Raw genomic sequence first — 20,533 nt, forward strand, 5'->3', positions numbered from 1 at the left:
CGCCAACAGGGGACGGTCTCCGGTTATTCCCGTGCCGCCCCCTGCCCGGATCAGCCGCGCCGCGCGAAGAGCTTCCCGAGCCGGTCGCCGGGAACCCTCCGGTCCGCCAGCCGCAGCCCCTCCCACACGGAGACCTGGTTCGCCGTGAGCACCGGCTTGCCCAGGACCTGCTCCAGCTCCTGCACGTACGCGGCCGTGTGCAGGGCCGTGTCCGGTAGCAGCAGCACCTCGGCCGACGGGTGGTCGCCCGCCAGCGCGAGTTCGATGACCTGGTCCCGGTCCCAGGTGCCGACCTCGGCCGCGGTGATGACGCCGCTGCCGCGCGTCGCCGTCACCTCGACACCCGCCGCCTTGAGGAAGGCGGCGAAGTACTCAGCCACGTCCTCCGGATACGTCGCGGCGACGGCGACCTTCTGCGCCCCGAGGTACTGGATCGCGTGGGCGAAGGCGAAGGAGGTGCTGGACGCGGGCATCCCGGACGCGCGGGCCAGCTCCCTGATCTGCTCCTGGGCCCCGTCCCAGCCGTAGACGAAGCTGCCGCTCGTGCACGCCCACACCACGGTCTCGGCCCCGGCGAGCCGCAGCTCCTCGACGCCTGCCGCGAGCCGGTTCGCCGAGCCCATCTCGATGAGCGCGTCCACCCGGTGCGCGTCCTCGCCGATATCGGTGTGGACGACGGACAGTCGCACGTCGGACGCCAGGAGCTGCTCGATGCGCTCGTAGTCGTCCTCCGCCGAATGTCCCGGGTAAAGGAACCCGACCGCTGTCATGTCCAGCCTCCCTGCTCTTCGGGCGGATCTTCTGCCAGTGCGCTGGCGGGCTCTGGCTCGGGCAGGGGCGCCGGGGCCGGTGCGGGCGCCGAATCGATCAGCAGCCGCTGGTACGGACCGACGGCGTGGGCGCCGATCTGCCGCAGCGCCGCCCACATCGTGACCTGGTTCGCCGAAAGCACCGGCATCCGCAGCTCCGCTTCGAGCTGCGGGATCACGTCGTACGTCGGAAGGTTGGTACAGCTGATGAAGAGCGCGTCCGCCGAACCGACCACCGCCTGTCGAGCCATGTCCACCACATCGCGGTACGGGACCTTCCAGATGTGCCTGGTGAGGCCGAGAAAGGCCCGCCCGGTGACGACTGTCCCCGCTTCACCGAGGTATTCCTCCAAGGAGGACGTCACAGATTCAGTGTAGGGCGTGACCAGCGCGATCCGCCGGACGCCGAGCTCGCGGAAGGCCGCAAGCAGCGCACCGGAAGTGGTGAGAGACGGCAGCCCGCCCGCCATGGTCATCGCCGTGCACATGGCCCGTTCACCTGCGACTCCGCCGACGAAGCTGCCGCTGGTGCAGGCGTACGCCACCACCTGCGGTGCGACGGCGCCCAGGGCACGGACCGCCTCCCGGAGCGTCTCGTGCTCACTGATCAGCCGGGCGAGATCCAGGGAGACTTCGACCGGTACGAAGGGGGTACGCGTCAGGTGGAGAGAGACGTCGTCCGGCACCCAGCGCCACAGCTCTCTGTCGAGAGCGAAGTCAAAAGGGGCGACGACACCCACACCGCGTTGCGGCTGTGGTCCACCGAGAAAGGAGATGTCCATTACTGCCCCCCAAGTGATGTGGGTGAGGCCTCTGTGTCTCTGCTGTCGACGGTAGGGTCACCGTGCGAGCCCGGTCAATCAGTACATGTCAGACGTTGCAAATCGCTTACTCCGACGAAACCCGACCGACCCCAGTCGAAGGAACGCGCGCATGTCAGAAGCCGCTGAACCCACCCTTCTCGTACTGGACGCCGACCCGCCGCCCCGCCTCGGGAAACTCGCAGGCCGGGCGCGTGTCGTACACGCCGACGCCCACACACTCGGCGATCAACTCCCTTCCGCGGACGCCCTGCTGGTCTGGGACTTCCAGTCCGACGCGGTCCGCAGAACGTGGCCGGGGGAAGGTCCGCGTCCCCGCTGGGTCCATACCGCGAGCGCCGGGGTCGACCACCTCCTCTGCCCCGAGCTGGCCGCTTCGGACACCGTGGTGACCAACGCCCGCGGCATCTTCGACCAGCCGATCGCGGAGTATGTCGCGGGGCTCGTCCTCGCGTTCGCCAAGGATCTGCCCGGCACCCTGGAGCTCCAGCGCCAGCGGCGCTGGCAGCACCGCGAGACCCGGCGCATCGCCGGCACGCACGCGGTGGTCGTCGGCTCGGGCCCCATCGGCCGGGCGATCGGCGCCACGCTGACCGCGCTCGGCGTGCGGGTCGCGCTCGTCGGAAGGACCGCGCGCGGCGAGGTGCACGGGGCGGACGAACTCGGTCCGCTGCTGTCCGGCGCCGACTGGGTGATCTGCGCGGCGCCCCTCACCGACACCACCCGGGGCATGTTCGACGCCCGCGCCTTCGCCGCCATGCGGCCGTCCGCGCACTTCATCAACGTGGGGCGCGGGGCGCTCGTCGTGGAGGACGACCTCGCCGCGGCCCTCGCGCGGCGGCAGCCGGCCGGCGCCGCTCTGGACGTCTTCACGGACGAGCCGCTGCCCCCGGGCAGCCGGCTCTGGGACGTCCCCGGCCTGGTGATCTCCCCGCACATGAGCGGGGACACGGTCGGCTGGCGCGACGCCCTCGGGGAGCAGTTCCTCGATCTGTACGACAAGTGGGCCAACGGGGAGCCCCTCCCGAACGTGGTCGACAAGCAACGTGGGTACGTCCACAGCCATGACTGAGCTCTGCGACCTCACCGCCCGAGAACTCCTGGCCGGCTACCGGAGGGGCAGCTTCACCCCCGTCGACGCCGCCCGCGCCGTGCTGCACAGGGCGGAGGCGGTGCAGCCCGTGGTGAACGCCTTCGTCCGGATCGACTCCGCCCCGGCGCTGGCCCAGGCGGAGGCATCGGCGGCACGCTGGCGTGCCGGTGAGCCGCAGGGGCTCCTCGACGGGGTACCCGTCACCGTCAAGGACATCCTGCTGCTGCGCGGGCAGCCCACGCTGCGGGGTTCCCGGACCGTACGGCAGGACGCGAGCCGGGACGAGGACGCCCCCTCGGTGGCCCGGCTGCGGGAGCACGGCGCGGTCTTCGTCGCCAAGACGACGACACCCGAGTTCGGGTGGAAGGGCGTGACCGACTCCCCGCAGCACGGTGTGACCCGCAACCCGCACGACACCACCCGCACGTCGGGCGGCTCAAGCGGCGGCACAGCGGCGGCGGTGGCGCTCGGGGCCGGGCCGCTGGGGCTGGGGACGGACGGCGGCGGCTCGGTCCGCATCCCGGCGTCGTTCTGCGGGATCTTCGGGCTCAAGCCGACGTACGGGCGGGTCCCGCTCTATCCGGCGAGCGCCTTCGGGACACTCGCGCACGTGGGGCCGATGACCCGGGACGCGGCGGACGCCGCACTGATGATGGATGTGATCAGCGGCCCCGACCCCCGCGACTGGTCGCAGCTGGCCCCGCCCGGCGGCAGCCTGCGCACCGGCCTCGACGACGGGGTGAAAGGGCTGCGGATCGCGTACTCGCCCAGCTTCGGCGGCCAGGTCGCGGTGGCCCCCGCGGTGGCCGCTGCGGTCCGGCGGGCGGTGGAGCGTCTCGCCGGGCTGGGCGCGTACGTCGAGGAGACGGACCCTGATCTCACCGACCCGGTGGCCGCCTTCCACACGCTGTGGTTCAGCGGGGCGGCCCGGGTGGCGGAGCACCTGAGCCGCGAGCAGCGCGCACTGCTGGATCCGGGGCTGCGCGAGATCGTCGCGGAGGGCGAGCGGTATTCGGCCCTCGACTATCTGGCGGCCGTGGACGTACGGATGGAGCTGGGCCGGCGTATGGGCCTCTTCCACCAGCGGTACGACCTGCTGGTCACCCCGACCCTGCCGGTCACCGCCTTCGAGGCGGGCATCGAGGCGCCCCGGGGCTCGGGACACCGGCGCTGGACCGGCTGGACGCCGTTCACCTATCCGTTCAACCTGACCCAGCAGCCCGCGGCCACGGTGCCCTGCGGAACGGACGCGGCCGGGCTGCCGGTCGGGGTGCAGCTGGTGGGCCCGCGCCATGCCGACGCGGTGGTGCTGCGGGCGGCTCACGCGCTGTACGGGGCGGGTGTGGCCGCGGAGGTGGCCGCCCCGTAACCCACTGCACTACCGCGCGGCGCCGTCAAGCGCCGGGCAGGCTGGTTCCGGCCAATGTCGGCCGGCACCGCGGGCCTGTCCGGCAGCTTGCGCGGGCCCCGTCCGGCGGCCCGCCTCCGGGCGCCGGGGGCGGGCCGCGGCACGGGGCCTACGCCCGCCGGAAGTTCAGGGTCTCCCCCGTCGCGCCCGACCGCCAGAGGTCCTGGCACGCCTCCGCCATCCGGTCGAGCCCGTCCACCACGGTGCCCCAGACGATGCCCGGCACCCATCCCGTATCCCCGTTGATCAGCAGGTTGTTGCGCTCGTAGAACAGCGCGAGGTCGACCACCGTCTTCCGCCCGCGGTGATCGGCCGCCGTCTCGTATCCGTACGCATCGGTCCCCAACACCGTTTCGGAGAAGGTGAAATAGCAGAGATCTCCCGGAATGGGGGTGACCGTCGGGTTCTCCAGGGGTGGTTCCTGCGGTGCGAAGCCGGGGACCAGCGTGTAGATCTCGTTCCGCGCGTACTTCGCGTGGTAGACGTCGCCGCCCAGCGGGAGCGCGTCCCACACCGCCGCGCAGGTCACCGGCGCCTTGTCGTCGAGGAGCTTCGCCGTGCAGCTCACACCGCGCTTGTCGAGGGACAGTTCCACGAATCGATCGCTCATCCCCCCATGGTTTCCCCCGGGGCCCCCACGCGGTCAAGGCCGCCTCTCCGAGCGAGGGGCTGAAATTGACCGGCATACCCCCGCTGTTGCCGGGTAGCCGCGCGCCCATGGCTTCACCACCAGGGAACGACTCAGAAAGCACAACAAGACGTCTCATACGCCCCATCGAGAGCATGCGCCGCCGTTCACTTCTCCTCGGCATGGCGGGTCTGGGCGCCGCGGGGGCGCTCGGAGCGGCGGGATGCAGCCGCGTACCGAGCGGGGACACCCTCGCCAGACTCAAGTCCCAGGGCACGGTCAGACTCGGCATCGCGGGTGAGGTGCCGTACGGGTACATCAACGAGCAGGGCGACTTCACCGGCGAGGCCGTGGAGCTCGCGAAAATCATCTTCAAACGGCTCGGCGTCGGCCATGTACAGCCGGTGGCCACCGACTTCGCCTCGCTGATCCCGGGGCTCAACTCCCAGCAGTTCGACTGTGTGTCGGCCGGGATGTACATCAACAAGGACCGCTGTCAGCAGGTCATCTTCGCCGATCCCGAGTACCAGATGCTGGATGCCTTCATCGTCCGCAAGGGCAACCCGAAGAACCTGCACAACTACCAGGACTGTGTGCGGGCCAGGGCGAGGTTCGCCACCGGGACCGCGTACGCCGAGATCGCCTACGCCGTCGCAGCCGGCTACAAGGAGAAGGACATCGTCATTCTCCAGGACCAGGTGGCGGGTCTGAACGCCGTCGAGTCCGGCCGGGTCGATGTCTTCGCCGGCACCTCGCTGACCGTGCGCGAGGTCGTGAAGAAGAGCCACAAGGCCGAGGCCACCCAGGCCTTCGCGACCACCATCGACGGCAAGAAGAAGATCGACGGCGGCGGGTTCACCTTCCGCCCCACCGACACCTCGCTCCGGGACGCCTTCAACGTCGAGATCCACAAGATGAAGAAGAGCGGCGAACTCTTCCGGGTGCTCCAGCCGTTCGGGTTCACCAAGGACGAGATGACCACGCTGACGGCCAAGGAGCTGTGCGCATGACGTCCGGACTGTGGCAGCACTGGGTGCTTCCGGGCATCTGGATCACCATCCAACTCACCCTCTACAGTGCCGCGCTGGCCGTCGTCGTGGCCTTCGGTGTCGGTATGGCCAGGGCGCACCGCTCCCGCGTGGTGCGGTTCCTTGCCGGGTTCTACACGGAGATCTTCCGCGGCACCTCGTCCCTCGTGCTGATGTTCTGGATCTTCTTCGTGCTGCCGAACCTGTTCGGCTGGGCGCTGGTCCCGATGTGGGCCGCCGTACTCGCCCTCGGCCTCTCGTACGGGGCGTACGGCGCCGAGATCGTCCGCGGCGCGCTCAACGCGGTCGCGCCCGCGCAGCGCGAGGCGGGTATCGCGCTCAACTTCACCCCGTGGCAGCGGATGCGGCTGATCCTTCTGCCGCAGGCGGTGCCCGAGATGATGCCGCCCTTCTCGAACCTGCTGATCGAGCTGCTCAAGGGCACCGCGCTGGTCTCGCTGCTCGGCGTCGGGGACGTGTCGTTCGCCGCCTACCTGGTGCGGCTCGCCACGCAGGAGAGCTCCAAGATCTACTCGGTGGTCCTGGTGATCTACTTCGTCATCGCGTTCGTACTCACCCGCGGGATGCGGGCACTTGAGCGCAAGACCCGGGCCAATCTCGGCCTCACGGCCACCGGAGGTACCCGATGAACAGCTGGGACTGGTCCGCCGTCGCGGACTTCATGCCTCGATTCTGGGACGGGCTGCTCACCACCCTCCAGATCCTGGTGCTCGGCTCGGTGCTCTCCTTCACGCTGGGCCTGGTCTGGGCGCTCGGCTACCGGGTGCGGACACGCTTCGTCCGGTGGCCGGTGAACCTCGTCACCGAGTTCATCCGCAACACCCCGCTGCTGGTACAGCTGTTCTTCCTCTTCTTCGTCCTGCCCGAGTGGGGCATCCAGTTCTCCGCGCTGACCACGGGCACGGTCGCCATCGGCGTGCACTACTCGACCTACACCGCCCAGGTCTACCGGGCAGGCATCGACGCGGTGCCGGCCGGGCAGTGGGAGGCGGCCACCGCACTCTCCCTGCCCCGCAGCCGCACCTGGACCGCGGTGATCCTGCCGCAGGCGATCCGACGGGTGCTTCCCGCCCTCGGCAACTACGTCATCGCGATGCTGAAGGACACCCCGCTGGTCGTCGCGATCAGCGTGCTGGACCTGCTGGGCCAGGCCCGCCTGGAGGGCGGTATGACCTTCCGGTACAACGAGGCGCTCACCGTCGTCGGCGTCGCCTTCATCGTCATCGCCTATCCGGCATCTCTTCTTGTACGAGCCCTGGAGCGCCGCCTTGTCCGCTGACGCGAACCCCACGCACCCCGAGACCCCCGAGACCCCCATAACCCCGGCCGCCGCAGCGGTCGAGGCCGTCCGGAGCCCGGCGAAGCCGGTCACCACGGACGAGTTGATCCGCTTCGACAACGTCACGAAGCGGTTCGGCGAGAACACCGTCCTCGACAACCTCTGCTTCTCGGTCAGGCCCGGCAAGCACGTCACCCTGATCGGACCCTCCGGTTCCGGGAAGACCACGATCCTCAGACTGCTGATGACCCTGCTCAAGCCGGACGAAGGGGTGATCACCGTCAACGGTGAACAGCTCTTCCCGTCGAAGGGCGAGAAGCAGCTCCGTGAGGTGCGCAAGAACATCGGCATGGTGTTCCAGCAGTTCAACCTCTTCCCCAACATGTCGGTGCTGCGCAACATCACCGAGGCCCCGGTCCGGGTCCTCGGGATGTCCAAGGACGAAGCGGCCGAGCGGGCCAAGGGCCTGCTCGACCTGGTCGGCCTCGGCGACCGGGCGGACGCCAGACCGAACCAGCTCTCCGGCGGCCAGCAGCAGCGCGTCGCCATCGCCCGCGCCCTGGCGATGCGTCCTCAGGTGCTGCTGCTCGACGAGGTCACATCGGCGCTCGACCCGGAACTGGTGGCGGGGGTGCTGGATGTGCTGCGCGACATCGCCCGGACGACCGACATCACCATGCTGTGCGTCACCCACGAGATGAACTTCGCCCGGGACATCTCCGACGACGTGCTGATGTTCGACTCCGGGAAGGTGATCGAGTCCGGCTCCCCGGAGAAAATCTTCAGCGATCCGGAGCACGCGCGTACCCGCGAGTTCCTCAGCGCAGTGCTCTGACCTCAGGCTCCCAGTCGGAACCTTGACTCTGGCATATGCCACGGTGGCGCGCCCCAGCTTGACGGCACGGGGCGCGCCATCAACTCATCAACAGGCCCCCCACAACAGGCCCTTGGCGGCTATCGTGGTACGCGAGCAAACGGTCACAACCTGTAGGGGGAACCGTGGCGCTGAAGCCCGAGCCGACCGCGCCGTTCCATTCGGTGCAGTACGCGCTCCGCGTACTGGAGACCGTCTCCAAGTACGGCGGCGGCGTGACCGACGCCGACATCGCGCGCGAGACGGGCCTGCCCACCTTCCACCTTTCCGCCCTGCTGCTGATGCTGCGCCGCGAGGGGTACGTCGAGCAGGTCAGCGACGGCGCCTACATCATCGGGGACTCTCTCGTCCTGCTCGGTTCGGGCGTCTCCCGCGAGGCCGCGCTCCAGGCCAAGCTCCAGAGCACCCTCGACCAGCTGCGGGACTCGGTCGGTGCCGCTGTCTACATCAGCCGGTACATCGACGGGGAAATGAAGATCACCCAGGTCGCCGACGGCCCGCTGACACCCGCGGTCCAGGAGTGGGTGGACTTCCGCTCGTCGGTCCATGCCAGCGCGGCCGGGAAGTGCCTGCTGAACCAGCTCGACCAGGACGCCCGCCGCGATCACCTGTCCCGCCACAAGATCGCCCGCCTCACCTCGAAGACGATCACCAACGAGCGGGTCCTCTTCTCCAAGCTGGACTCCCAGCCGGCCACGGTCCCGGTGCTCGACATCCAGGAGTACGCGGTGGGCACGGTCTGCGCCGCGGTGCCGCTCACCGCGGGCTCCACCGTCGGATGCCTGGCCCTGTCCCTGCCGATCGAGCACGCCCACCGGCTGCGCGCGGCCGCGGATTCACTGAACCGGCAGGCCGCGCCCGTGGTGCTCTCACTGGCCATCTGAGGCCGGTCCCGCGGGCGATCCCGAGCCGGTTTGGAGCACCCCTCGGGACCCGCTAGTATTTCCGAGTCAGCAGGCGCCGCTAGCTCAGTTGGTTAGAGCAGCTGACTCTTAATCAGCGGGTCCGGGGTTCGAGTCCCTGGCGGCGCACCGACGGAAGAAGCCCCTCGCGAAAGCGGGGGGCTTTTTCGTGCGCGGGGCCCGCCCGGACGGCCGCACCGCACGCCCCTCCCCGCCCCCGCACCGTCTCCTGCGGCCCTTTCCTCACCTTTTATGCATGTTTCCGCACCCTGTTCGCGACGTACAAATGTATTACACAATCGTCATAGACAGCCGTTTAATACGCTCGTACAGTTTCCTGCATGACGCAATCGACGCACCAGCCCGGTCCCGTGCACCCCGCCCGATCCGGAGGAACCACGGCGGCCCGCGCAGGCCGCAAGGAGTGGACCGCCTTCGTCGTCCTGCTGCTGCCCCTGCTGCTGGTATCGATGGACGTGTCCGTCCTGTTCTTCGCCATCCCGTCCATCAGCCGGGAGCTCGGCCCGAGCAGCACCCAGCAGCTCTGGATCTTCGACATCTACGCCTTCGCCCTGGCCGGGCTCCTCATCACGATGGGCTCGCTGGGCGACCGGATCGGCCGCCGCAAGCTGCTCCTGTTCGGGGCCGCGGCCTTCGGAGTGGCATCGGTCGGAGCCGCGTACGCGCAGAGCGCCGAGATGCTCATCGCCGCACGAGCCGTGCTCGGCGTCGGCGGAGCGACGCTGATGCCCTCCACCATGGCGCTGATCCGCAACATGTTCACCGACGGGAGACAGCGCTCCAAGGCCGTCGGTATCTGGTCGGGCGCCATGGCCGGCGGCATCGCGCTCGGTTCGGTGATGAGCGGGATCATGCTGGAGCACTTCTGGTGGGGCTCGGTCTTCCTGATCAATGTGCCCGCGATGCTTCTGCTGCTGGTCCTGGTCCCCTTCCTGGTGCCGGAGTTCAAGGACCCCGAGCCCGGCCGGTTCGATCTGCTGAGCGTGCCGCTGTCGATGGGGTCCGTGCTCCCGGTGATCTACGGCGTCAAGGAGATGGCAGCGCACGGCTTCGGGGTCCCGATGCTGCTCTGCGTCCTGGCCGGAGCGGCCGTGGGCACGGTCTTCGTGCGCCGGCAGCGCTCGGGCCGCTCCACGATGATCAGTCCCGCACTGTTCGGGAAGCGGGGGTTCGGGGCCGGGATCACGCTCAACGCGCTGGCCGCCTTCGCGATGATGGGGTCCTCGTACTTCACCACGCAGTACCTCCAGTCGGTGCTCGGCATGAGCACGATGGAGGCGGCGCTCTGGTCCATGGCCCCCTCGATCGCGGTGGGTGCCGCCGCGCCGACCGCCACCGCGGTCGCCCAGCGGGTGAAGCGCTCGTCGGTGGTGGCCGCCGGGTTCGTCATCGCGGCGGCGGGGTTCGCCGTCCTGGCTCTCGTCGGCCCGGACTCGCTCTGGCTGCTGCTGGCGGGCGCCGCGATCAGCAGCAGCGGCATCGTGACCGTGATGGCCCTGGTCGCCGATATGGCGCTTGCCTCGGCGCCACGGGAGAAGGCGGGTTCGGCCGCTTCGCTCCTGGAGACGGGACAGGAGTTCGGCGGGGCGATGGGGATGGCGGTCCTCGGCTCGGTCGGCACGGCCGTCTACCGCGCCGGTATGCCCGCGTCGGCGCCCGGCCAGGCACGGGAGACGCTGGGCGGGGCACGGGCCGTGGGGGATCCGGGCATCGTGGACCTGGCGCGGGAGGCCTTCGTGCACGGCATGCAGGTGGCGGCGGCGGGCGGCGCGGTGCTGTTGCTGGCGGGGGCGGCGCTGACCCTGGTGCTGCTCCGGGAGCGGGGGGACGCGGTACCGCGTGGGCGTGCGGCCGAGCCGGCGGCGCAGGGTCTGCCGCTCCTGCGGCCCCCGGGGACGGGCGGCTCACCCCGGACCCGCAACTCCGCTACCGGGTCAGCAGTTCGGCGCGGCCCCGCTCCCTGTACTCCGCCACCAGCCGCTCCGACTCCTCGTCCGTGAGCCGCCCGTACACCCCGCCGGCCGCCCGCCACACCGGGTCGGCGCAGCGGAAGCCCTCCCTGCGCAGCCCCACCCGGTGCACCTTGTTGGTCGCAGTGACCGGCATCGCGGGGACGATCCGCACAAAGGCCGGGGCCATCTTCGTGCCCAGATCGGGCTGCTGGTCCAGGAAGGCGGCGAAGGCCGCCGGGTCGAAGGCGGCGCCCTCGCGCAGGGCGAGCGCCGCCATCACCTGGTCGCCCGCCACCGGGTCGGGCACCGCGTACACCGCTACCGCCGCCGCGTCCCGCCAGCGGGCCAGGATGTTCTCGATCATCGCGGCGGCCAGGTTCTCGCTGTCGACGCGCAGCCGGTCGTCCGTACGGCCGGCGAAGTAGAGGAACCCCTCGGTGTCGCGGTAGAAGAGGTCGCCGGTCCAGTACCAGCCGCCGCGCCTGCGGTCGGCCTCCGCTGCCTCATTGCGCCAGTACCCCTCGAACGGGCTGGGGCCGCGGTTGACCAGCTCCCCTATCGCCGCGGTGCCGTTGGTGAGGCGGCCGCGCTCGTCGAAGACGGCGCGCGGCCGCTCATCGGACGTCTCCGGGTCGAGCACCGCCAGATCGTCACCCGGCGCGGCCCGGCCTATCGCCCCCGGGGGTGTGCCCGGGGTGCGCTGGACGGCCGCGCCGCCCTCGGACGACCCGTACCCCTCGACCAGCCGGACGCCGAACCGTTCGGCGAAGCGCGCCACGTCCACCGCCCCCGCCTCCGTACCGAAACCGACCCGCAGCGGATGCGCGCGGTCGTCGGGGCGTTCGGGGGTGGCGAGCAGATACTGCACGGCGCGGCCGACGTAGGTGAAGTACGTGGCGCCGTGGGCCCGTACGTCGGCCAGGAAGCGGGAGGCCGAGAAGCGGGCGCGCAGCGCGACGGCGGCGCCGCCCGCCACGGCGGGGGCCCAGTTGGCGATCACCGCGTTGCCGTGGAAGAGCGGCATACAGATGTAGTGGACATCGTCCCGGCCGGTCCCGAAGTGTGTGACCAGGGACTGTCCGGCGGCCGCCAGCCGCCCCTGGGTGCAGATCGCGGCCTTCGGGGCGCCCGTGGAGCCCGATGTGAAAGTGAGGAGCATCCGCGTGGACGGGCTCACGGAGCGCGCGACCGCTTCGCCGGGGACCGCGTCCGCGTAGGGGGCGAGCAGCGCGCGATAGGCGTCGGATCCGGTGATCAGCACCCGCACACCGGGGAGTTCCAGGCCGTCGAGCAGCGGCAGCAGTTCCCGCGACACGACCAGGACACGGCAGTCGGTATGCACGATGTCACGGGCCAGTTCGGGCCCGCGCCGGGTGGGGTTGATCCCGGCGACGGCGGCCCCCGCGAGGGCCGCCGCGCTCAGCCAGAGCGGGAATTCCGGGGTGTTGTGGAGCAGCACCCCGACGTGGGGCTCGGCCCCGGCCGGGAGCAGATCCACCAGAAGCGCGGCCCGCGCGGCTGCGCCCGACGCGACCTGGTGATGAGTCATCACCAGGTCGCCCGAGCGCAGCCCGGGCCGCTGATCGCCCCATTGGCGCTGCACGAGCTCCGCGAAGGTCTCTGCGTTTCCCATGGCGCCGCAAGGTAATTGACGTGCCGTCAGAAATGAAGGGCCGGCGGCCCGCGGTCACAGGTGCGCGGCGGTCCGCGCACCACCCGGGCATGGCCGGAAGCGCACGGTCAGAGGGTGATGTCCGAGCAGGCATAGAAGGCGTTGCCGGTGTCAGCGATGTTCCACACGGCCAGAATCACGTGGTGGCCGGTCTTCTGGGTCGGGATGGTGCCCTGCTGGGAGACGGTTCCGGGCGGCTGCTGATTGCCGTAGGGGACCGTCATGAACGGCTGCGGATCGAGGTCGGCCCTGGTGAGCGGCTTCGAGTCGTCCCAGCCGTTCTTGGTGATGAAGTACTCGAAGTCGGTCGTGGCGTGGCGGGCGGTGAACTGCCAGCGGAAGGTGTACGCCTGACCGCCCGTGAGCTTGGTGGTGGGCCACGCCCCGCCGTTCGGCGCCTTGGCGCCGTCGAGCTGGGCGAAGTCGTCGTGCGCGCCGGAGCAGATCTTGCCGTCGGCGGGACCGGCGCCGGGGAACCCCTTGGGGGCCTCGACGCTCTGCGGCTCGTACTGGATGGCACCGCAGTTGGTGACGGTGCCGTTGGCACAGAGCTTCTGCCGGCTGATGGGCTGGTCGGTGTACCCGTGGCTGCTGGCGCTGCCGGTGGCGAGCAGGGAGACCCCCGCCACGGCGAGGCCGACCACGGCCGCACCTATTCTCTTGCGCATGCTGCACTCCTCGGAACTTGGGGGAGTTCGGTGTGCCGAGCTGCGGTCTAGACCAAGCCCCAGAGTATGGACGTCGGTTCGCCGTGTCCATATCAAAAACAGGTCTGTACCCATTCGGCGAGGAGTGCGGGAAGAGGCCCCCCTGGCGGGAGTCCGGCACCAGGCTCAGGAGGGTGGCTCAGGAGGGGGCACCGTTGCCCCCCGACCAGAAGGCGACCGTCAGGTCCCTGACGAGCGCGTTGCGCTCATAGCCGTCGAGCTCGACGAGCCCGCGTGCGGTCAGCCGGGTCACCGTGTCGTCCACCGCGTCCACCAACGAGGTCAGCACGGTGTCCCGGTGCCTGGCGTCGAGTGCGGCGACCCGGCTCCGCCGCATCGCGCCCGCGACCTCCGGGGCGTACTCGATCCGGGTCGGCTGCGCCGAGAACACCTGGACGCCCACCGGAGAGGTCTCCGCCTGCAGCATCCGGGTCAGCGCGTCACCGACCGCCTCGCTGTCGCGCAGCGTGGGCCCGTCCTCGTGGAAGGCGTCGGCCGGCAACCGCGAGAGCACGCGGGTGACCGCCGCCTCCACCTGCTCGGACAGATAGGCCTCGTGGTCCTCCACGGCGTAGACGGCCCGGGCCGTGTCCTTGATCCGCCACACCACCAGGACGACGACGCTCAGCGCCGTACCGTCGGCGTCCGCGGCGGGCAGCGGCTCGCTGCGCCAGTGCCTCAGCCGTACGTCGACCCGGCGGCGCAGCAGCAGCGGACTCATCCACACCAGCCCGGTCCGCCGCACGCTCCCCCGGTAGCCGCCGAAGAGCGAGAGGACCCACGCGTGACCGACCCGGCCGCGCCCGAGCCCGCCGAAGGCCAGGAGGGCCAGCGCACCGAGCACCGCGAGCACCGCGCCGGCCCCCGGCCCGATCCCGTCGTACGGCGCCGTGTCCAGCCGAAGCAGCCCGGCCACCGGCGCCGGGACCGCCCTGGCCTTCCACAGCACCACCACGAAGCCGGTGAGGGCCACGGCGCCGGCGAGCAGTGCGACGGCGCCGGGCAGCGCGGCACCCCGCCGCTCGGCGAGCCGGGAATCGACCGGCGGTGCGGGCCGGACGGAGCCCTGGACGGGCGCGCCGCTCCCCGGCGGCCTGCGCTCCGGACCGGCCGGACCCCCCGGGAGTCCGATCCGTCCGGCGGTTCCTCCCGGGAGTCCGGTCCGCCCCGCCGCTTCCCCGGTTGTGGCGGCCGGACCCGCGACACCGCCCCCGGGATCGTCACCGAACAGGAGGTGGACGGGGATCTCGGCCGTCGTCTCGTTCACACCCGGCGCGGACCTGCGCGAAGGGCCGCCGGTCGCTGCTGTCGTCTCGGTCATGCGAAAAGTCGCCTCCACGTCTCCGGCCCGGGATATCCGTCGGCCGCCGTGCCTGACCATCCCTGGGCCCGCTGGAACGCCTGCACATTGCGCCGGTCCGCCTCGCTCCACCGGAGCCCGGGGCCGGATGTGTAGTACCGGCCGAAGCCCTTCCTCACCAACTGCTCGCCGAGCCTGCGCACCTCAGGACCGGACCGGCCCGGCCTGAAGAACGCGGCGCCGGGAAATGCCCGGGGCCCGGCCGCGTGACCGGCGGTGGCGCCGGTGCCCCGGGCACCGCCGGGCCTGCCGTGCCTGCTTGCGCCGTGGGGGCTGCTGGGCCTGCGGGGGCCACCGGTACCGCCGACAGTGCCGGTGCTGCCGGTGCTGCCGGTGCTGCCGGCGCTGTCCGTACTTCCGGGAATGCCGGCGCCCGTGACCCTGCCCGTACCGGTCGCGCTGCCCGTTCCGGTCGCACCGCCCGCAGTGCCCACACCGGTCGTACCGCCGGTCCCGGCAGCCGGAGTGGCGCTCGCGGCGGGGACAGCGCCACCGGCCGTGGCAGCGCCCGTGCTCCCCCGGCCGCTCTTACCGCCCGCGCCGGTCCTGCCGCCCGTGCTGCCCTCGATGCCCTTGCTGCCCTTGATGCCGGAGGCGGTGGCCCTGCTTCCGGAGGCGGTGGCACTCCCGGCCGCCGGGATGTTCTTGCCACCGCCCTTCACCAGCAGGTTCCAGGTGGTGCGGCCGGGCAGGCCGTCCGCGTCGGCGCCGGTCCAGCCCTGCGCCCGCTGGAAGGCCTGCGTGGCCAGCCGGTCGGCCTCGCCCCAGCGCGGGCCCGGCCCCTCCCGGTAGAAACGGCCGCCGCCGTGCGCGGCGAGCATCCGGCCGAGACGGGTGACGTGCCTGTTCTTCGCACCCTTGCCGAAGACCGCCCTCCCCGGGTAGCCGGCGGTCGGTACGGAACCACCGGCGCCGGCCCGCAGCCCCTTGTAGCGGTAGGGCACGTAGCGGCTGGAGTTGGCCCAGTACCTGTACGGAGTGGACTGGGCGCGGGTGTGCGGATGCGTCTGCTCGTACGCCAGGTAGTAGGTGTGGGCGGAGTTGGTCCAGCCCCCGAAGATGGTGACGTGGGAGCCCTTGTTGGGGTTCGCCGGGTTGTGGAAGAGCAGGATGTCGCCGGGCCGGAGCCGGCTCTTGTGCGTCCGGGTCCCGTACCCGGCCAGGCTCCCTGTCCATTCGCTGCGGTCCAGCCCCCAGGCCATCGAGACGAAGCCGGAGCAGTCCTCCCGGTACCCGTCCTTCCACTTCTTGTCCATGCGGTACGGGACCCTGGCCGCCACCCACCTCGCCGCGCGGCTGATGATCGCCGACCGGGTGGTGGCGGGCAGTTTCGCGGCCTCGACGGGTGCGGCGGCCGGCTCCTGGCCCTGGCCTCCGGGCCCGGGGGCGGCCACTGCCGTGCCCCCGCCGAGCACCACACCGGCGGTGGTCGCCAGCACGAGCGCACGCCGCACGCCATGGGCCGCCGGGTGGCCGCCCTCTCTCCGGGAGAGAGTGTGGGCGGCCGAGCGGCGCCTGGCGGCACATCCCGCACATCCGCAGTCGCCCGCAGGCTCGTACTCCTCGAAGACCGGAACCGTCATGCCTGTCCCCTCCGCGTCGTCTGAAGCGCCACCCAGGGCGCATCTGCACGGTCGTCAGTTTTCCAACGGTGCGGAGGAATCGCATTTTGACGTGTTGAATGGGGGCAAAGCACACATCTCGCCCACAGCGGGGTCCTGAGCACCTCCCCCGGTCCGGTAAAGTTCTCCAGGTCAGCAGGCGCCGCTAGCTCAGTTGGTTAGAGCAGCTGACTCTTAATCAGCGGGTCCGGGGTTCGAGTCCCTGGCGGCGCACGCGATAACGAAGCCCCTCACCGCACGGTGAGGGGCTTCGTTCGTTCGCCCTCAGGAGCGCAGGGGCGCCCCTGCGCGAACGGTCATGATCCTCACCGCCGGATCACACCGGCCCCTTGGTGCAAACGGGTCGGGACACGTCCGGACGGGCCACCCCGCACGCCCCCCGGGGCTCAGCCCCTGGGTACACCCGTGAGGTAGGCCGACACCACCACGTTCGCGCTGTACGCCCGCGTCGTACGGTCGAAGGAGCCGCCACAGGTGATCAGCCGCAACTCGGCACGGCCGTGCACCCGCTCCCCGTACACCTTCTTCGCGTTGAAGTGGCTGCGCTGGAAGACCTGGACGTCGTCGATGGTGAACTCACTGACCGAGCCGTCGGACCCCGTCACCCGGACCTTCTCGCCGGGCCGCACCGCGCTCAGGCCGTAGAAGACGGCCTTCCTGGTGTTCGTGTCGACATGACCGACGAGCAGCGCGGGGCCTGCGGCGCCGGGACGGGCACCGCCACCGAACCAGCCGACCTCGTCCGGGGCCTCGAACGGCGGCGGGTCGACCGCGCCATGGGCGTCGAGACCGCGGGGCACGACCGGGGCATTGATCCCCACCGACGGGATCTGCACGCGCTCCGGCCGCTCACCGGCGAGCGGGTCGTGCGCCGGTGGCAGCGAGACGCCGAGCGGGCGGCCCACCGCGGCCACGTCACCGGTCTTCGGCCCCGAGCTCCCCTCGGGACCCTCGGTGATCTGACGGCCCCAGAGCCACAGCCCGAGCAGCAGCACGGCCCAGGCGACCCCGGTCATCAGCCGTCCGCTGCCCGATGACGAGCCCTCGGACGACATCTCAGTTGCTGCGCCGGCGCCGGACGCTCCGACCGGCCACCGCCACGGCGGCGATCCCGGCGAGCACCAGCCCGACGACGGTCTGCCGGGTACCCGGAGCCGACTCCTCGGACGCGACCGTGGCCGTGGCCCCGCCACCGGCGTGCACGGGCGCGGTCGGAGTGATCAGCGGCCTGGGGTGGTGGCCGTGGCCGCCCTCGCGGACGACGGTGATCGTGCCGGTCACGGTCGTGCGCCCGCACTTGACCTGGACCGTGTAGTCCCGGGACACGGCGTCGGCGCGGATCCTGGCGGCGGCGTACATGGAGCCGCGGGCGGCGGCGGGCGAGAACTCGGCCTGCGAGTCGAAGGCGTCGGACCTGCCGAAGGGCGTGCCGCTCTTGCAGCTCACCCTCAGGTCCACCTCCTCGCCGGGAGCGATGACGGACGGGCTGACCGTGACCGTTCCCGAGGACCCTTCGCCCGGGGAAGCGATCGCGGCCGTGGGGACGAGGGCAGCCGCGACTGCCGTAGCGGCACAGAGAGTGATAGGTATCAGACGCATAGTGAACCTCCTGCTACGAAGGTTGCCGTCTGGGTCTGCGCCCCGCATCCCGGAAAGCCGCACATACGTCCGATCGGGGGGCGCCCCCGGCCGCGGCACCGGGGCGGGTCACGGCGGAGGCCGGTCCTGCCGGTCCGCATCCGGTACGCACAGGGGGAGGTGGCCGTCGGTGGACAGCCCATTCCGGCCACCGCACCGGCGTGAATAGGATGGCCGCCTCGGAGCCCCCGTATCTTCGGATCTCCGGTGATCATCCGCCGAGCCGCCAGGAGCCAGCCCGCATGACAGAGCGCAAGCCCATCGAATCATGGCTCACGGACATGGACGGCGTACTGATGCACGAGGGCGTTCCCGTGCCGGGAGCCGATGCCTTCATCAAGAAGCTGCGCGACACCGGCAAGCCGTTCCTCGTGCTCACCAACAACTCGATCTACACCCCGCGTGACCTGCACGCACGGCTCCAGCGGATCGGCCTGGAGGTGCCGGTGGGGAACATCTGGACCTCCGCCCTCGCCACCGCCAAGTTCCTCGACAACCAGCACCCGGGCGGCACCGCGTACGTCATCGGCGAGGCCGGGCTGACCACCGCCCTGCACGAGGCCGGATACGTCCTGACCGACTCCGACCCGGACTTCGTGATCCTCGGGGAGACCCGGACCTACTCGTTCGAGGCGCTGACGCGGGCGATCAGGCTGATCAACAACGGTGCGCGCTTCATCGCCACCAACCCCGACAACACCGGCCCCTCGCCGGAGGGCGCCCTGCCGGCGACCGGTTCCGTGGCCGCGCTGATCACCAAGGCGACCGGCAAGGATCCCTACTTCGTCGGCAAGCCCAACCCCCTGATGATGCGCACCGGTCTCAACGCGATCGGCGCCCACTCCGAGACCTCCGCCATGATCGGCGACCGGATGGACACCGATGTGCTGGCCGGGCTGGAGGCCGGGATGGAGACCTTCCTGGTGCTCACCGGGCTGACGGGCAAGGACGACATCGGCCGCTACCCGTACCGGCCGACCACGGTCGTCGACTCCATCGCGGACCTCGTCGACCTCGTCTGACCCGGCCGCCCCGGGTCCGGCCGCCCCGCTCGGCCGGCCGGTCCCGGGGTGCCCGCAGCACCGGGCAGTGCTGCGGGCACCCTGCCGCGTCACCCCGCGGTGACCCTGACCCCGTCGACCGTCCAGAACCAGTTGTTCCCGCCGGTGTAGCGGAAGCGCACCTGGGCGCTGGTGGCTCCGGCCGGGACCTGGAGCGTGAGGCTCTCCACCCGGGACGAGGTGTCGGCGGTGTACGTCCGCACGCTCACCGGGGCCGCGCCGTCGTAGCTGACCAGCACCTCACCTCGCTGCGGGGATTCCTGCCGGTAGTAGGTCGTATAGGTGAGGGTCGCGGTGCGCCCGCCCCGCACCGGGTAGGCCGGACTGATCAGGGTCGAGTCGTAGGTTCCCGTGAGGGCCTTGTCCGACCACTCGTCACCGTCGGCGACCGCGAAGACGCCGCGCGCCCTGACGTTGGACTCGCGCTGCTGGTCGGGCTGGGCCTTCGTCCAGAACTCGTCGGTGGTGAACGACCAGCCGCGCCACTCGGTGACCCCGCCGGTGCCCATCCGGGAGTTGTCGACCGACCAGCCGGGCGGCGGGGTGTGGGTGAAGCCGATGACGCCCGCACCGATGCCGCTCTCGTCGGCCGGCCCGGTCAGCTGCGGGCGCAGGGCGTCGAACGCGTCGTCACCGGGCTGCTGGAGCGGCCTTCCGTCGAGCCCCCAGGCCGGGTCGATGGCAATGCCCAGGTGGGCGAGGGCGGAGGCGGCGACATCCGGCATCCGGATGTCGTACCGGGTCGTCCCGGCGCCGATCCCGGCCCCCCGGGCTATCAGGAAGGTCTGGCGCTCCTGCCAGCTGGAGCCACCGTGACCGCCGGGGTCCGTGTGGCCGTGGTCGGCGGTGACCATGATCAGCCAGTTCTCCGACGCGTAGGCCGGACGGGACTCGACCGCCGCGACGAACTGTCCGACCGAGGTGTCCACGGCGTGGATCGCGTCGAGGTACTCCTGGCTCGCGGCGCCGTGCGCGTGCCCCGCCTCGTCCACCCCGTCGAGCTGGACGAAGTGCGCGTCGGAATCGCCGGTGGCGAGCCTGCTGACGAGCCGCGAGGTGGTCCCGGTGTCGTACTCGGCGCTCGGGGTGTTGACGCGGGTGTCCACCTTCGCCGAGAAGACCGTGGTGGTGATCGGGTTCCAGGACGCGATGGCATACGTGCCGAGCGCGGGCTTCGCGTTCTCGGCGCGGGTCAGGAAGTCCGGGTACCTGGCGAAGTCCTGTCCGGCGAAGGTGTTGTCCATGACCTTGTGCTTGTCGGGCCAGACACCGGTGATGATCGTCGACCAGCCGGGGCCGGAGAGTGTGGGGGCGAAAGGCGCTGCGTACAGCGGGCTCGGCGCGGTCAGACCTGCCGCCCTCAGCGCCTTGATGTGGGGTGCGTCGGCCACGTCGATCTTGCTGAGCAGGGTGCCGTCCAGGCCGATGACCAGGACCTTGGGCTTTCTGTCCGCGGCGCGGGCGACCTGGGCGAGGGGGCCCGCCGCGACGGCGAGGGAGGCGGCGCCGATGAGGAGGGAGCGGCGCGACAGCTGCGAAGACACGTGATCCTCCGGTGAGGGATGGGGTGGTGCGGGGGCGGAGCCGGGCAGTCCGGTGCCCCCGCAGCAGCAGGGGCACCGGACTCGGACTAGACC

General features: G+C 71.1%; 18 protein-coding genes, 2 tRNA genes and 1 pseudogene. 11 read left to right on the forward strand and 10 right to left on the reverse strand.

All coding sequences use genetic code 11. The features are described 5' to 3' along the window. Positions 1–50: 50 nt before the first annotated feature. On the reverse strand, positions 51–770 hold the full coding sequence (locus OG917_RS12325) for a maleate cis-trans isomerase family protein (RefSeq protein WP_328317624.1): 720 nt from the start codon (positions 768–770) through the stop codon (positions 51–53). Further along, complete coding sequence (locus tag OG917_RS12330) at positions 767–1,591, reverse strand: maleate cis-trans isomerase family protein (RefSeq protein WP_328317625.1); 825 nt, start codon at positions 1,589–1,591, stop codon at positions 767–769. The genes OG917_RS12325 and OG917_RS12330 overlap by 4 nt, the downstream gene beginning before the upstream one ends. A 151-nt stretch (positions 1,592–1,742) precedes the next feature. Between OG917_RS12330 and OG917_RS12335 the strand changes: the two genes are divergently transcribed. Both OG917_RS12335 and OG917_RS12340 read left to right on the forward strand, forming a co-directional pair. Next, positions 1,743–2,702 (forward strand): D-2-hydroxyacid dehydrogenase, encoded by a 960-nt coding sequence (locus tag OG917_RS12335; RefSeq protein WP_328317626.1) that lies wholly within the window; start codon positions 1,743–1,745, stop codon positions 2,700–2,702. After that, complete coding sequence (locus OG917_RS12340) at positions 2,695–4,092, forward strand: amidase (RefSeq protein ID WP_328317627.1); 1,398 nt, start codon at positions 2,695–2,697, stop codon at positions 4,090–4,092. Before OG917_RS12335 ends, OG917_RS12340 begins: the two co-directional genes overlap by 8 nt. Before the next feature lie 148 nt (positions 4,093–4,240). Here OG917_RS12340 and OG917_RS12345 read toward each other — a convergent pair whose 3' ends face one another. After that, complete coding sequence (locus tag OG917_RS12345) at positions 4,241–4,741, reverse strand: DUF3830 family protein (protein ID WP_328317628.1); 501 nt, start codon at positions 4,739–4,741, stop codon at positions 4,241–4,243. A 173-nt stretch (positions 4,742–4,914) separates the two neighbouring features. Here OG917_RS12345 and ehuB point away from each other — a divergent pair, with 173 nt between their 5' ends. From ehuB to OG917_RS12380, 7 genes are all read left to right on the forward strand, one after another. Then, the gene (gene ehuB / locus OG917_RS12350) at positions 4,915–5,769 is read left to right on the forward strand and encodes an ectoine/hydroxyectoine ABC transporter substrate-binding protein EhuB (protein ID WP_328317629.1); all 855 of its coding nucleotides are present in this window, start codon (positions 4,915–4,917) and stop codon (positions 5,767–5,769) included. Next, positions 5,766–6,437 carry an ectoine/hydroxyectoine ABC transporter permease subunit EhuC gene (gene ehuC / locus OG917_RS12355; RefSeq protein ID WP_328317630.1) on the forward strand — a complete coding sequence of 224 codons (672 nt, stop codon included), beginning with the start codon at positions 5,766–5,768 and terminating at the stop codon, positions 6,435–6,437. The genes ehuB and ehuC overlap by 4 nt, the downstream gene beginning before the upstream one ends. After that, positions 6,434–7,087 (forward strand): ectoine/hydroxyectoine ABC transporter permease subunit EhuD, encoded by a 654-nt coding sequence (gene ehuD, locus OG917_RS12360; protein WP_328317631.1) that lies wholly within the window; start codon positions 6,434–6,436, stop codon positions 7,085–7,087. Before ehuC ends, ehuD begins: the two co-directional genes overlap by 4 nt. 37 nt (positions 7,088–7,124) lie before the next feature. Then, on the forward strand, positions 7,125–7,922 hold the full coding sequence (gene ehuA / locus OG917_RS12365; RefSeq protein ID WP_443059073.1) for an ectoine/hydroxyectoine ABC transporter ATP-binding protein EhuA: 798 nt from the start codon (positions 7,125–7,127) through the stop codon (positions 7,920–7,922). A 164-nt stretch (positions 7,923–8,086) separates the two neighbouring features. Continuing rightward, positions 8,087–8,845 (forward strand): IclR family transcriptional regulator, encoded by a 759-nt coding sequence (locus OG917_RS12370; protein WP_328317632.1) that lies wholly within the window; start codon positions 8,087–8,089, stop codon positions 8,843–8,845. Positions 8,846–8,918: 73 nt separating this feature from the next. After that, positions 8,919–8,992 (forward strand) — tRNA-Lys (locus OG917_RS12375). A 212-nt stretch (positions 8,993–9,204) separates the two neighbouring features. Next, positions 9,205–10,884 (forward strand): MFS transporter, encoded by a 1,680-nt coding sequence (locus tag OG917_RS12380; protein WP_328317633.1) that lies wholly within the window; start codon positions 9,205–9,207, stop codon positions 10,882–10,884. Here the strand turns inward: OG917_RS12380 and OG917_RS12385 are convergent. The 4 genes and pseudogenes from OG917_RS12385 to OG917_RS12400 all read right to left on the reverse strand — a co-directional run bounded on the left by OG917_RS12385 (position 10,811) and on the right by OG917_RS12400 (position 16,158). Then, positions 10,811–12,469 carry an AMP-binding protein gene (locus OG917_RS12385; RefSeq protein WP_328317634.1) on the reverse strand — a complete coding sequence of 553 codons (1,659 nt, stop codon included), beginning with the start codon at positions 12,467–12,469 and terminating at the stop codon, positions 10,811–10,813. The genes OG917_RS12380 and OG917_RS12385 overlap by 74 nt on opposite strands. Before the next feature lie 107 nt (positions 12,470–12,576). Then, positions 12,577–13,176 (reverse strand): lytic polysaccharide monooxygenase auxiliary activity family 9 protein, encoded by a 600-nt coding sequence (locus tag OG917_RS12390; RefSeq protein WP_328317635.1) that lies wholly within the window; start codon positions 13,174–13,176, stop codon positions 12,577–12,579. 178 nt (positions 13,177–13,354) lie between these two features. Next, positions 13,355–14,509 (reverse strand): annotated as a pseudogene (locus OG917_RS12395) (SPFH domain-containing protein); the annotation flags it as partial. Positions 14,510–14,532: 23 nt separating this feature from the next. After that, positions 14,533–16,158 (reverse strand): peptidoglycan-binding protein, encoded by a 1,626-nt coding sequence (locus OG917_RS12400; protein ID WP_328317636.1) that lies wholly within the window; start codon positions 16,156–16,158, stop codon positions 14,533–14,535. A gap of 178 nt (positions 16,159–16,336) precedes the next feature. On the opposite strand from OG917_RS12400, the gene OG917_RS12405 reads away from it, so the two are divergent. Further along, positions 16,337–16,410, forward strand: a tRNA-Lys gene (locus tag OG917_RS12405). A gap of 173 nt (positions 16,411–16,583) precedes the next feature. On the opposite strand, the gene OG917_RS12410 is transcribed toward OG917_RS12405, so the two are convergent. Further along, on the reverse strand, positions 16,584–17,252 hold the full coding sequence (locus OG917_RS12410) for a class F sortase (protein WP_328317637.1): 669 nt from the start codon (positions 17,250–17,252) through the stop codon (positions 16,584–16,586). 1 nt (position 17,253) lies between these two features. Further along, positions 17,254–17,796, reverse strand: coding sequence for a hypothetical protein (locus OG917_RS12415; protein ID WP_328317638.1), 543 nt, complete (start codon positions 17,794–17,796; stop codon positions 17,254–17,256). A 281-nt stretch (positions 17,797–18,077) separates the two neighbouring features. On the opposite strand from OG917_RS12415, the gene OG917_RS12420 reads away from it, so the two are divergent. After that, complete coding sequence (locus OG917_RS12420; RefSeq protein WP_328317639.1) at positions 18,078–18,857, forward strand: HAD-IIA family hydrolase; 780 nt, start codon at positions 18,078–18,080, stop codon at positions 18,855–18,857. Positions 18,858–18,946: 89 nt separating this feature from the next. On the opposite strand, the gene OG917_RS12425 is transcribed toward OG917_RS12420, so the two are convergent. Further along, positions 18,947–20,440, reverse strand: a complete 1,494-nt coding sequence (locus OG917_RS12425) for an alkaline phosphatase family protein (RefSeq protein WP_328317640.1) — start codon at positions 20,438–20,440, stop codon at positions 18,947–18,949. Positions 20,441–20,533: the final 93 nt, after the last annotated feature.

This window comes from Streptomyces sp. NBC_00388, assembly GCF_036061255.1.
Taxonomy (GTDB): Bacteria; Actinomycetota; Actinomycetes; order Streptomycetales; family Streptomycetaceae; genus Streptomyces.